This window comes from Halomicrobium zhouii (assembly GCF_900114435.1).
Taxonomy (GTDB): Archaea; Halobacteriota; Halobacteria; order Halobacteriales; family Haloarculaceae; genus Halomicrobium; species Halomicrobium zhouii.
In genome coordinates this window covers 1,125,818-1,138,684 of record NZ_FOZK01000001.1, presented here as the reverse complement: position 1 = coordinate 1,138,684, position 12,867 = coordinate 1,125,818, and the positions used below count along the sequence as shown (strand labels likewise).

11 protein-coding genes are annotated in these 12,867 nt (G+C 67.1%); 3 read left to right on the top strand and 8 right to left on the bottom strand.

The annotated features are described in order from the left end of the window. Positions 1 to 130: 130 nt before the first annotated feature. The 4 genes from BM337_RS05245 to BM337_RS05230 form a co-directional block, all read right to left on the bottom strand. Positions 131 to 514 (bottom strand): hypothetical protein, encoded by a 384-nt coding sequence (locus BM337_RS05245; protein WP_089814592.1) that lies wholly within the window; start codon positions 512 to 514, stop codon positions 131 to 133. A 46-nt stretch (positions 515 to 560) separates the two neighbouring features. Further along, a complete protein-coding gene (locus BM337_RS05240; protein ID WP_089814590.1) occupies positions 561 to 881 on the bottom strand; it encodes a hypothetical protein in 321 nt (106 codons plus the stop codon). A 178-nt stretch (positions 882 to 1,059) separates the two neighbouring features. Continuing rightward, positions 1,060 to 1,191 carry a phosphohydrolase gene (locus tag BM337_RS05235; protein WP_245778612.1) on the bottom strand — a complete coding sequence of 44 codons (132 nt, stop codon included), beginning with the start codon at positions 1,189 to 1,191 and terminating at the stop codon, positions 1,060 to 1,062. A 139-nt stretch (positions 1,192 to 1,330) separates the two neighbouring features. Then, positions 1,331 to 2,518, bottom strand: a complete 1,188-nt coding sequence (locus tag BM337_RS05230; protein WP_089814586.1) for a redox-regulated ATPase YchF — start codon at positions 2,516 to 2,518, stop codon at positions 1,331 to 1,333. A gap of 259 nt (positions 2,519 to 2,777) precedes the next feature. Between BM337_RS05230 and BM337_RS05225 the strand changes: the two genes are divergently transcribed. After that, positions 2,778 to 4,199 (top strand): hypothetical protein, encoded by a 1,422-nt coding sequence (locus tag BM337_RS05225; RefSeq protein ID WP_089814583.1) that lies wholly within the window; start codon positions 2,778 to 2,780, stop codon positions 4,197 to 4,199. Between the two features lie 27 nt (positions 4,200 to 4,226). On the opposite strand, the gene BM337_RS05220 is transcribed toward BM337_RS05225, so the two are convergent. Continuing rightward, positions 4,227 to 5,255, bottom strand: coding sequence for a deoxyhypusine synthase (locus BM337_RS05220; RefSeq protein WP_089814581.1), 1,029 nt, complete (start codon positions 5,253 to 5,255; stop codon positions 4,227 to 4,229). Positions 5,256 to 5,472: 217 nt separating this feature from the next. Here BM337_RS05220 and BM337_RS05215 point away from each other — a divergent pair, with 217 nt between their 5' ends. Continuing rightward, complete coding sequence (locus BM337_RS05215) at positions 5,473 to 6,732, top strand: MFS transporter (RefSeq protein ID WP_089814579.1); 1,260 nt, start codon at positions 5,473 to 5,475, stop codon at positions 6,730 to 6,732. A 353-nt stretch (positions 6,733 to 7,085) separates the two neighbouring features. On the opposite strand, the gene BM337_RS05210 is transcribed toward BM337_RS05215, so the two are convergent. Together BM337_RS05210 and BM337_RS20965 are read right to left on the bottom strand one after the other, a co-directional pair. Beyond that, on the bottom strand, positions 7,086 to 7,235 hold the full coding sequence (locus BM337_RS05210; RefSeq protein ID WP_089814578.1) for a DUF1059 domain-containing protein: 150 nt from the start codon (positions 7,233 to 7,235) through the stop codon (positions 7,086 to 7,088). A 292-nt stretch (positions 7,236 to 7,527) separates the two neighbouring features. After that, positions 7,528 to 7,785 carry a DUF7344 domain-containing protein gene (locus BM337_RS20965; protein WP_177227180.1) on the bottom strand — a complete coding sequence of 86 codons (258 nt, stop codon included), beginning with the start codon at positions 7,783 to 7,785 and terminating at the stop codon, positions 7,528 to 7,530. A gap of 292 nt (positions 7,786 to 8,077) precedes the next feature. Between BM337_RS20965 and BM337_RS05200 the strand changes: the two genes are divergently transcribed. Beyond that, positions 8,078 to 12,175, top strand: a complete 4,098-nt coding sequence (locus BM337_RS05200) for a PAS domain S-box protein (protein WP_089814573.1) — start codon at positions 8,078 to 8,080, stop codon at positions 12,173 to 12,175. An 89-nt stretch (positions 12,176 to 12,264) separates the two neighbouring features. Here the strand turns inward: BM337_RS05200 and BM337_RS05195 are convergent, their stop codons facing one another. Beyond that, positions 12,265 to 12,846: a SprT-like domain-containing protein gene (locus BM337_RS05195; RefSeq protein WP_089814571.1), complete on the bottom strand. Its 582-nt coding sequence runs from the start codon at positions 12,844 to 12,846 to the stop codon at positions 12,265 to 12,267. Positions 12,847 to 12,867 lie beyond the last annotated feature (21 nt).

The following is a 12,867-nucleotide window of genomic DNA, read 5'->3' as shown; positions in this document are numbered from 1 at the left end:
TCCGGCGAACGCGAAGCGGGTCGTCGCACACCCGCGGACCGCTCCGCGGCGACTTCTCAGGGCATAGGCGCTGCTGGCCCCGTCTTTACTGATAAACGTGCGGCCGAAGTGAGCGCGGCAGGGCCACTCCTCACGCCAGGTCAGTCCGACAGCGGACGCGCCAGTCGCAGCCGCTGCTGTCGACCAGTCGGTCGTAGAAGCGGCGCAGGCCGGCCGACTCCGTCGACGGGAGCACGTGCAACCGGACGGAGCCGTCGCGGATAGAGACGCGGAACACGTCGGCGGTGTCGTCGTCGCGGACGAGCCACAGCGCCAGCGGCAACTCCAGGAAGTCGCCCGCCCGGTAGGGCCCGTCGGCGAGGACCGTCTCGACGAGCGACTCCAGGTCGGGCCCGGTGAGGTCACTCTCCGGCGTCAGGCGGAAGACGGTCTCGCCCTCGTATTCGAGAGCCCCCCGCCTGGGAAAGTGGCGTTCCGGGTGGGCGGGAATTGTGAACGACGGCTCCGACGACATTGGCTACGAACGGATTCGTCGCCATCGGATTTAAACTCGTGGTCGGTCAGGACCGCCGGGCGGCGACCGCGTAGGCGACGAGGGCGACGACAAGGAATCCCAGCCCGAAGAGGAGAATCCAGTCGACCACGTGGAGCAGTGGCGCGAGGACGGCCGGGCCGGTTCCGAGAGCGCCGCGAATCGAGAGGGGGATGGCGACCGTGGCTGCGACGAGGGTCACCCCGCCGACGGCGTAGCAGGCCCGAAACGCCCGAAACGAGACGGCGGTCTTCCGGCCGTCGTACGCCCACTCGAGTAACCAGTATATCGCGACGACCGGTGCCGCGACGAGGAAGAGGCTGATGGCGCCCATCACCGCAATTTGCATGCGGGTTCGATGCTGTCGGGCGGACAAAAGTACCGGGGTCGCCGGTCCGACTGGACAGTCGGGTGACCCGCACGTCAGACCGCTTCTCGACTGTCAGCGACGGCTCGGCGTAGCGAAACGAGAACGGGAGCGGGACTCGCCGAAGGGCCAGGGCGACGACGTCACCGCGGAGCGGCGCTCACTCCGAGGGGTTGTTACCGCGCTGGAAGAGGTGGAGCATCTGCCACATCGCTTCCTCCGTGTCCTGGCCGTCGGTCGCGTCTTCGATCTGTCGGTACAGGCTGTCGGACACCGATATCTGCGGCATCATCGACACCTTGTCGCCCGGACCACATAAATCTCTGCGGACTCGGAATCGAGTTAATCGCAGACAGCAGGCGTCTACGTCCGGTTTTCGGGCGATGAGCGATGGAAGATTTCGGCCGGATCAGGGCCTGTCGCGGGCTGGGTTAGTTCGTCGTCGTGATCTCGACCACGTCGCGGTGGTCGAGCACCGCGTCGGCGGCTACCTGTCGTCGCGACCGGACGTCGTGCGCGTGGAGGAACCCGTCGCCGATGTCGGTGTGGAGGAAGTACGCGAAGTCCTCGGCCGTCGACCCGCCCTCGAGGACGAAGCAGTCCTGGAGGAAGGTGCCGTCGTCTTTCGGTTTGCGCGCGCCGGGGAAGACGGCGATGGCGTCGAGTTCGTCGAACAGCGCCGTCTCGACGACCTGCTGGACGCCCGTGCCGTCGAACTCGTCGACGAACTCGCGGACCTGTTCGAGGCCGGCGGCCTTCTCCTCGGGGATATCGGCCGTCACCTCGAAGTCGTCGTCGCCCGGCCGGTAGTCGAGGACGCCCTGCTCGTCGCCGTTCTTGAGCGCCTTCTCCGCGTGGGCGCTCACCGGGACGATGGAGAGGTGGTCGTACTCCGGGTCGCTGGTGATCTCCTCGTAGTTCGCCTTCGCTTCCGGGGTGTCCATCTTGTTGGCCGCGACGACCATCGGCTTGGTGCGCTTGCGGATCTCCCGGGCGAGCGCTTCCTTGTCCTCGTCGTCCCACTCGTCGGGGTCGAGTGCCAGGTCGAGCGAGAGGATGACCTGCTTGATCTCGTCCTCGTTCGTCCGGAAGGCGCTCATCTGGGTGGCGAGATCCTCCTCAATGGCCTTCTCCTCGCCCTCGTAGCCCGAGCGGTACCGCTCGATCCCCTTCTCCAGGACGTCGAGGTACCACATGTCGAGTTCGTTCTCCAGGAAGTCGACGTCCTCGCGGGGGTCGTGGCCCTCGGTGGCCTCGCCCTCGATGTCCGTCGTGCCAGAGAAGTCGACGACGTGGACCAGCACGTCGGCCTCGTTCAGGTCGGTGAGGAACTGGTTGCCCAGGCCGCGGCCCTCGTGGGCGCCGGGGACCAGGCCGGCGACGTCGACCAGGCGGACCGGGACGAACCGGACGCCATCGTCGCAGTAGCCCGTGTTGGGCGTGCACTCGTGGTCGAACTCCGGGGCGGCACACTCGACGCGGACGTACGCCTCGCCGACGCTCGGGTCGATGGTCGTGAAGGGATAGGCCCCCTCCGGGACGTCGTTCATCGTGGCGGCGTTGAACAGCGTGGACTTGCCGACGGAGGGCTTGCCGACGAGTCCGATGTCGAAACTCATTGGCACCTCTCGGGGGATCGCGGGCTTAAACGCTGTCAAAGCGACCGGGAGCGCCTGAGAGTGACACACGCACGCCAGACGCCCCACGCCGGCGGCGGTCCCTCGTCCGGCCCGCTGTTCTCTCTGCTGATAGTCGGGCGTCAAGGCTAAGGCGTCCGGTACGTGAGTGGTAGCAAATCCGTATGCCGTCTGTGACTTTCACCGTCTCACTGACCGACAGATCGCCCGTCCGACAGCCCCGGCCCGGCGAGGTGTCGTCGTGAGCCTGGCGCGGAGACTCGCCGTCGTCCTCGTCGCGCTCCTGCTCACGACCACGCTGGTGACGGCCAACGTCGTCGCCGCGGCCCACCTCACCGTGCTCGACCCGGAGTTCGTCACCACCAGCATGGAGGAGGAGGGCGGCTACGCCTTCGTCGAGACCGCCATCGAGGACGCGGCCGTGAGCGCCGCGCCGGCCGGCGCGACCGGGCCCGTCAACACGAGCGAACTCCTCGCCGACGCCGTCTCTGAGGAGTACGTCGCCGCCCAGACCAACGCCAACGTCGACCGGGCCTACGCCTATCTCCATGGGGACAGCGAGACGCTGAACCTCTCCGTCGCGACCGGACCGATCCGGGAGAACCTCTCGGCGGGCGTCGAGCGAGAACTCCGGAACGCCTCGCTCGCGGACCTTCTCCGCCAGAGCGACGCCGACCTCGACGGCCCGGTCAACGCCTCGACGCTGGCGCGCCTGACCGCCAACGAGAGCAGCTACGAGGCCACGAAGGCCGAGTTCCGGGAAACGGTGCGTGAGCGCGTCCTCGACGAGGCGGTCGACCGTGGTTTCGAGCGGGCGAGCAACGACGAACTGCTCGGGCTGGTCATCGAGGACTACGACCCCCGCGACTACACCGAGGCAGAGAAAGAACGGATGGTCGCCGAGCGGGAACCCGAGATCCGGGTCGCACTCCGCGAGTACATCGAGCACGAGCGCGGTGACGAGATCGACGACGCCGTCGAGGACCAGATCGATATCGTCCGCCAGCAGGGGACGACCGATCCGGCCACCGCGGAGACAGAGCTGGAAGCCGCCACCGCGTCGGTCCAGAACACCGTCGTCCACGGCCTCACGACGAACGAGTCCTACCAGTCCTTCCAGTCGAACCTCTCGGAAGACCGGGCCGAACTGGCCACCGTCGCGGCCGCGGAAGCCGACGCCCGGCTGGCCGCCGAGATGCCCGACCGCGTCGACCTGACAGAGAACGCGACTGGTGCCGACCAGCAGGGCTTCGAACAGGCCCGCACCGGCGCCCAGTGGCTCGACCGACTCGCGTTCGTTCTCCCCGTCGTCGCTCTCGCGCTCGTCGGGCTGCTCTACGCCATCCGGCGCTCGGTCGCCGCCGTCGCCTCGGACACCGGCTTCAGCCTGCTGGCTGCTGGCGTGCCGACGGTCGTCGCCGTCGAACTCGCCCGGTCCCGCCTCCAGTCGATGGCCGCCGAGGTCCCCGCCGAACAGCGACAGGCGATGGACGTGCTGGTCGGCATCGCCGGACGCGTGATCGGGACGGTCGGTGACGTCGCTATCGCACTCTCGATCGCCGGCGTCGTTCTGGTCGCGGGTTCGCTGGCCGTTCGCTACGGCGCGGTCGACGCGCTCCGGGCGAAACTGGGCGACGAGAATCAGGACCGCGGGATGCTCTGAGCGGGACCGCACTTAGCGGACCGTCGATTACGACTCGATCTTCTCTCTCGCTGCAGCGACGACAAGCGGTAGCGTGATGGTCGCGTCGGCGTAGACGGATGCGTTGCGGGCCGCCTTCTCCAGTTTGCCCCACGAACGGGCCTCTTCCAGCGTCGCGCCCGACAGGCCGCCGGTCTGGGGCGTGTCCATCGTCAACTGGACCGCGTAGTCGTAGGCGTCCGGCGAGACGAGCATCGTCTGGAGGACGTAGTTCTTCGGGACGCCGCCGCCGACGACGAACGCGCCCGTCTGCTCGGCCTCGGCCGCGATGTCGGACAGCGGCGTCATGTCGGCCAGCGCGTCGAGCGTGAAGTCGGTGACCTGGGACTGCATCCACGCCTGGATGCCCAGTACCGAGTCCTGGACCGCCGGGCAGTGGATCGGGACGTCGTGTTCGTACGCCGTCGCCGCCACGCCCTGGTGTTCGTCGACGTCTTCGGCCTCGTTGACCGCCGAGTTGGCCCGACCCAGTTCCTCGGTGAGGCGCTGGATGGAGACCGCGCCCTCTTCCTGTGACTCGGCCTCCAGGGCCGGAAAGACCTCGCTCCGGAGGTGGTTCTCGAACAGCGCGAAGTGCTCCTGGGGGAGGTAGACGTTGTAGATGCGGTCGACGCCCTCGTCCCGCAGGCGCTCGTCGTGTTCTCGCTCGGTTTTCCCTTCCTCGTGGACCGCGCCGTGGTGGTGCTTGCCGCCGATGGCCTCGATGGCGTCGTGGGTCAGGTTCGCCCCCGTGGTCACGAGCACGTCGACGTGCCCGTCGGCGATGAGGTCCGCGACGATCTGGCGCATCCCGGTGGGGACCATCGCCCCAGCGAGGCCCAGAAAGGTCGTGACGTCGTCGTCGAACATCTCGGCCGTGATGTCGACGGCCTCGTGCAGGTCTGCGGCGCCGATGCCCGCCTTCCCATACTCGTCGGCGAGTTCGCCCACGGTCATGCCGCCGCCGACCTGCGCGTGCCCGATTGGGTCGTGGTCGAACGTCTCCCGGGGCGTCTCCTCCTCGTGGTCGTCGGTCATACCCGTACTCCCGTCGGCAGCGATTTCAACGACGTGGTTCGCCGACGTCGGACAACGCAACGAGACCGCACCGTCGGAACACGCCGCACCGAAATCGAAGCTATTTCCGCCCGAGGCGGCCATCCCTGAACACGCACGTGAGTGAGTCGACCGCCGAGACGACGTCGAGCGTTGCCGAGCCACGGGTGCCAGTGGCGAAACCGGGGGAGCCATCCGAATGGTGAGTCGGCGACTCGGCGGGGTCGGTCGGTTCGAACCGCTGGTCCTGGCCGCGCTCGTCTGGTTCCTCGGGAAGTTCCTGCGCTACGCCTTTCCGCCGCTGTTCGGCACGCTCGGGGAGACATTCGGCGTCTCGCGGACGGTGCTCGGGACGGCGTTCACCGGGTTCATGCTCGTCTACGCGGCGGCCCAGTTCCCCACGGGAGTGCTGGCCGACCGGCGGGGGTCGGTACGGGTCCTGGTCGGGGGGTCGCTGGTCACCGCCGCGGGCGCGCTGGTGTTGGTCGTCGACTCGCCCTTCGCAGTGCTGGCGGCCGCGATGCTCCTGATCGGGGCGGGGACGGGCGCCTACAAGACCGTCGGCGTGCGCCTCCTGTCGCGGACGTATCCGGCCCAGACCGGGCGCGTCCTCGGCGTGTTCGACACGTTCGGGACGTTCGGCGGCGTCGCGGCGCCAGCGGCGGTGGTGGTCGTCGCCGCACTCCCGCCGGTCCTCGGGGCGCCCTGGCGGACGCTGTTCCTCGCGGGCGGGCTCGCGAGCGCGGGGCTGGCAGTCGCCGTCGCCGTTCGGGTCCCACGCTATCTCACCGGGGACGCGACCGGGGACGAGCGATACGCGGCCGGTTCGGAGGCGACAGCGGGGCGAGCGGACGACGACGGCTCCGAAACGACGTCATTCCGGACCTACGTCTCGCTGTTCCGGAAACCGCGGTTCACCGCCTTCGTCGTCGTGACGCTGCTGTTCTCGTTCGCCTACAACGGTGCGGTCGCCTTCCTGCCGCTGTACCTGGCCAGCGAGACGGCCCTCTCGGTGGCGCTCTCGAACCTGCTGTTCAGCGCGCTGTTCGTCGTCAGCCTGATCCAGCTGGTGACCGGCGAGGCCAGCGACCGGGTCGGTGCCTTGCCAGTCATCGTCCTCACCATCAGCGTCGCGACGGCGGGCATGGTCGCGATTCTGGCGCTCTCGGCGACCGGTGGCCCACTGGTTCTCGGCGCGGCCGTCGTCGCCCTCGGTCTGGGCGCCCACGGCTATCGGCCGGTCAGGGGCGCCTACCTGATGGCGGTCATCCCCGACGCCATCAGCGGTGGGAGCTTCGGCGTCGTCCGGACACTGCTGATGGGCGCTGGCGCCGTCTCCCCGGCCGTCGTCGGCTACCTCTCGGAGACGGTCGGGTTCCGGGCGGCGTTTAGTCTGCTGGCGGCGTCGCTGGGGGCCGCCGCCGCGCTGTCGGCGGTACTCTGGATCGTGGATCGGTAGTCCGCACGTCCAGGCGACGCAGAACGCGTCGCGCACCGACATCCCGCCCTGTGGCATCTGGACCATAGCGGCGATGCAGGCATCGCCCGGCGAGTGAACCGACCGCCGCCTGTCGACATCGACGTGCGAGAGACGGAGGAGCGACGCCGCACGGAACCTCGACCAGTTCCGCGGTCGAACCGGCGGATTAGCGCTCGGTGAATCAGCGGCGATAGCGTCCGCTCCACAACGAGTGACTTCGAGAAGCGCGAGCCGGACTGCGGAGCCTCGTCGAATCAGAGACGCCGGGTCGGGGATTCGTTCAGTTCCCGGTCGGTTACCGTATCGCGCTGGGCTCGCCGCCTCGGACAGGCCTACTGGATCATGTCGCGCGCCTCGTCGTCGCTCAGATCCATATCGTGTTTCTCTTTCGCGTGCGCTTTCACGTGTTCGACGACCTCTTGCTCGTCCTCGGACTTGATCATGAAACCGTCCCCTTCGCTACAGTCTACCTGGTACGCCATAGGGAGACACAGACGCCGTCACTATTTTGTTATCAGCCAGTTTTCCCGCGGTAAGCCCGATACCGGATGGAGTAACCCCCGCATCTCACCAGGATAGTAGACTCCGCCAGAAGCCGCCAAATCCGGCCTGCGAGGTCCAGAGGACGTTTTCAGTGCGAGTCTCTCACGTCGCGTTCCCGGTTTCGCCTCACCAGCGATCCGGGGGACGGAGAATTCACGCCCTTCCAGCAGATCGATCGCGAACCAGTCGGCTAAAGCGACCGCTAGTATTCCGTCAGGTGCGGTTTCGCGGTCAGGTTTCGATACGGGCTGCGTTCGCGTCGTACTCCACCACACCGAAACGGGCCAGCTTCGGAAGGTGAATGTGGTGGAGTGTAGATGCGACCTGCGTGACGACCGCGTCGGCGACGTCGTCCGCGTCGTTTTCCCGAGTGGCGACCGCCACCGCCAGGCCCTCCAGATCGACCGGGGTCGTCCGTTCGGCGAGCACTTCGAGCGTCGTTCGCCGCCGGTCTGAGGAAAGTACCTGGTGGTACTCGCTGTCACTCAAATGATCGACTCTCTCGCAAGCGCTCGTCCCTCGGTGTGTAGACTGTCTCATAGTTGCGCCCTCTCCAGCCGGCTTCGGCCGGTATACCTCCCATTCGGATCCCCTCACCCGTAACGCCAGAGTATAAGTGATTAGGTAGGTGCCGAGATTACCCCCGGCTCGGCCGCGTGCCACTTCGGCTTCTTTCCGGATCATTCGATACGAAAGACCTGGCACGTTCGGCCACGGTTACTTGGCACACACCCTCCATCGACGGAGGGTTGATGGGGACGAGCCACGAGAGCATACGGTAATGGCCAGTAGTGCGTTGACCCAAGCGCTTCGGGAAACTCTCGCGCTCTTCGAGGAAGGCGGAGCCCCACGGACGACGACCGAGGTAGCAGAACGCCTCGACCTGGGCCGACGGAGCACCTACGAACGTCTCGAGCGTCTCGTCGACGAAGACCGACTCGATACCAAGAAAGTCGGCGGGAACGGACGCGTCTGGTGGCGACCGCGCGAGGACCGCGACTCGGCCACGCCCGACTGGGAGGAGGCAGCCGAGTCCCTGATCGACGACGTCCTCGACGACGCCGAAGTCGGTGTGTTCGTCCTCGACTCGGAGTTCGAGGTTGCGTGGATCAACGAGGCCACCGAACGGTACTTCGGCTTCGAACGCGAGCGGGTGCTCGGCCGGGACAAACGGAGACTCGTCGACGAGTCCATCGCATCGGTCGTCGAGGATTCGTCGACGTTCGCCGACACCGTCCTGGCGACGTACGACGACAACACCGACACCGAGCGATTCGAGTGTCACGTGACTCCCGGGGACGGACGCGACGAGCGATGGCTCGAACACCGGAGCGAGCCAATCGACTCGGGCGCGTACGCCGGCGGCCGGGTCGAACTCTACTACGACGTCACCGACCGAAAACGGGAGGAGAACGCCCACCGGACCGACCGCAACCAGTTCGAGTCACTGGTCGACACGGTCGAGGAGTACGCCATCTTCCTGCTCGACCCCGACGGCCGCGTTCAGACGTGGAATCCCGGCGCGGCACGCATCGAGGGGTACGACGCCGACGAAATCGTCGGCGAGCACGTGGCGACGTTCTACACCGACGAGGACCGCGCCGCGGGCGTTCCGGCCGACAACATGGCGAAAGTGGCCAGCGAGGGGAGTATCGAAGTCGAAGGGTGGCGCGTTCGCGCCGACGGATCGCGGTTCTGGGCGAACGTCACTCTCACGGCGATCCGAGACGACGACGGGGCTCTCGACGGATACGCGAAGGTCACCCGCGACATGACGGACCGCCGGGAGCAGGAGCGACAGCTGCGACGCGAACGAGACCTCACGGACCGGATCCTCGACACGAGTCCGGTGGGTATCGTGGTCCTCGACAGCGACGGCGATCACGTCCGAATCAACGAACGTGCGAAGGACGTCCTCGACATCCCAGACGACGAGGCCGAGTCGTATTCACCCAGCCAGCGGACGGTCTACGACGCAGACGGGAACCTCGTTGCGCCCGAGGAGCATCCTGCCGCCCGGGTGTTAGAGAGTGGCGAACCCGTCTTCGACTGGGAAGCGAAGGTCGAACTCCCGGACGGTGGGTACCGGTGGCTGTCCGTGAACGCGGCGCCGGTGTTCGATGCCGACGGAGCGATCGAACGTGTCGTCACCACCGGTGAGGACGTCACGCGGCTCAAATCACAGGCCCAGCGACTCGAACGCCAGCGCGACGACCTCGAGAGCGAACTCGAAACCGTCTTCGAGCGCGTCGACGACGGGTTCTTCGCGCTCGACGACGACCTCCGGTTCACGTACGTCAACGAGCGGGCGGGCGAGTTCCTGGAGCGGACGCCCGCCGAACTCCGGGGGACGTACATCTGGGACGCGTTCGAACAGGGTCCGAAAGCGGCGGCCGCCTTCGAGACGGCCCTCGAGACACAGCAGTCCGCCACGTTCGAGGAGTTGTACGAGCCCGTCGACACGTGGTTCGAAAACCACGTGTACCCCTCCGATGAGGGACTGTCGGTCTACTTCCGCGACGTGAGCGAGCGGAAGAAGCGCGAACGTGAACTCCAGCGCTACGAGGCGATCGTCGAGACGATGCGGGACGGACTCTACGTCGTGGACGAGGACGGCTGCTTCACGCAGGTCAACGACGCGTACCTGTCGATGACCGGGTACGACCGGGCGGAACTCGTCGGCGAACACGTTTCGACCGTCGTCGACGAGGAGACGCTCGAGCGAGCGGCGGATTTCGAGTCGGAACTGGCGGACGGTGACCGGACGACCGCGTCGCTGGAGGCGGAGCTCACCAGACCGAACGGGGAGACGTGGACCGGCGAGGCGACGTTCTCGGTGATGGACTCCGACGGCGACTCGGAGCGAATCGGCGTCGTTCGCGACGTGACCGAGCGCGTGGAACGCGAACGCACGCTCGAGGAGTACCGACGATGGAACCAGACGTTAGTCGAGAACTTCCCGGCCGGCGCGATCGCGCTCGTCGACGACGACCTCCGCTACGTCACGTTCGGGGGAACACCGGCGGGCGAAGCCGACGTGTCGAGAGACGAGCTCGAGGGGAGTCCAGTCCGAGAGGGACTCCCACCCCAGGTCGCGTCGGTCGTCGTCCCGCGCTACGAGGCCGCCTTCGAGGGCGAAGCCAGCAAGTTCGAGGAGACTATCGACGGTAGGATCTACGAGTTCCACTTCGTCCCGGTCCGCGACGACGACGGCGAGGTCTTCGCCGTCACTGCGATGTCCCGGGACGTCACCGACCGCAAAGAACGGGAACGATACCTGGAAGACGCCAAGTCGCAACTGGAAGCCGCGACCGAGGCCGGCGCCGTCGGCACGTTCGAGTGGCACGTCCAGGACGACGAGATGGTCGCGGGCCCGTCGCTCGCCGACACCTTCGGCGTCGACCGGGACGCCGCCCGTGACGGCGTCTCTCTCGATCGGTTCGTCGAGGCGATCCACGAGGACGACCTCGAGCGGGTCGAACGGTCCATCGAGGCCGCCCTCGAATCCTGCGGGGAGTACGAGGAGGAGTATCGGGTCAGGAACGCCGACGGCGAACTCCGCTGGGTCGTCGCCCGGGGACGCGTCGAGTGTGACGACGGCGACCCCGTCACCTTCCCCGGCGCCATCACCGATATCACCGAGCGGAAAGCGGCCGAGATCGAACTGGTACAGCAACGGGAACGCCTCGCCGCCCTCGACGAACTCAACGCGGTCGCTCGCGAGATAACGGGGGCAGTCATCGACCAGTCCAGCCGCGAAGAGATCGAAGCGATCGTCTGTGAACGCCTCGCGGACTCGGATTCGTACCTGTTCGCCTGGATCGGCGAGCGAGACGTTACCACGGAGACGGTGGACCTGCGGGCGGAAGCCGGCGTCGAGGGGTATCTCGACGACATCACGATCGCGGTGGACCCGGACGACGAGCGGAGCGAGGGGCCGACGGGCCGAGCGCTCCGGATGGGGACGACCCAGACGACCCAGGACATCCGTGCCGACAGCCGATACGACCCCTGGCGCGGGACGGCCCAGGAGTACGGCTTCCGGTCGTCGGCGGCCATCCCGATCGTTCACGAGAACACGACGTACGGAGTCCTGAACGTCTACGCCGAGCGCCCGAACGCGTTCGAAGGGAAAGAACGCGACGTCGTGGACCAGCTCGGGAAGATCGTCGGCCACGCGATCGCCGCCGTCGACCGAAAACGGGCGCTGTTGACCGACGAGGTCGTCGAACTGCAGTTCCAGATCGAGAACGTCTTCGAGTCACTGGACGTCGACGCTCCGGAGACGGAACCTATTCGCCTCGAACAGACGGTTCCCATCTCCGACGACGACTACATTTTCTTCGGGCGGACGACGCCGGACGGTGTCGAAACCGTGGCGGCGATGGTCGAGGTGATCCCGTTTTACGAGAGCGTCACCTTCCGCGACGACGGTGTCGAGACCGTGTTCGAACTCCGGGCCACCGAACCGCCGCTCCTGTCCGTCATCGCCTCGCTCGGCGGCTCCGTTCCCGAAGCCGTCATCGAGGACGGCGACTATCGCCTGACGGCCCACCTGCCACCGAGCGGTGACGTTCGGGCGGTAATCGACAACATGCGGGAGGTGTATCCCGATGCGAACCTCCTGAAGCGCCGCCAGCTATCGATTCGTGACCACGGCGAACTCGCGGTTCCCGAATTGCTGTCTGACCTCACGCCGCGACAGCGGTCCGCGCTAGAAACCGCCTTCCACGCCGGCTTCTTCGAGTGGCCCCGCGAGACTTCGGGCGAAGAAGTCGCGTCGTTACTCGACGTTTCGCCGCCGACGTTCCACCAGCATCGCCGGAAAGCCGAACGGAAGGTGTTCGAGTCGCTGCTCGCGTCCGGGACTTCCGCCTGAACGGCTCGGAAGGGAGCGAAGCGAAGCCTACGCGCTTTCTTTCCCGGGACGTTGCGGCCACTATCTGCAACTGACAGGAACCAGCGCAGTCAGTCGCCGGGCGACGTCCGACGGAGCGGCGCCTCACAGCAGTTCGACCGGTAGCGGTCGTACTCGCGGACGAGCTTGCACTCGCGATAGCGGTGGGCCGTCACCTCGTCGCAGGACTCGCAGTAGAACGTCCACTCGGGCTCGGCGAAGGTGCGACAGTGGACCGCCGTCTCCATCTCCGCCGCCCGCCGCTTGAACCGCTTGCCGTGGCCGGTCGTGCCGAAGCGCTGGTACTGCTCGACGTGGACGAGTTCGTGGCGCAGCGTGGACTGCCACTCCTCGCGCGAGAACTCGTCGAAGGCGTCCCAGGTGAGCGAGACGGTACAGGGTAGCGGTCGGCCGTCCGAGCCCTCGACGTCCTCCCAGTCGTAGGGGTCGCCGACCGACGCGTCGTCGAGGCGCGGGCGCTTGACCGCAGCGGCGCGTCGCCGGGCCCGCGTCGACACCTCCCACTCGACGAGGTCCAGGCGAACGTCGAGTACCCACTCCCGCCGGGCCTCGCGCGCGTAGGCCCGCGACCAGTCGACGAGGGCGTCGTGACTGGCGATTTCGTCGAACTCCGGCACGCCGTCGGCGTCCATCACGCACGTCTCGACGCTCGA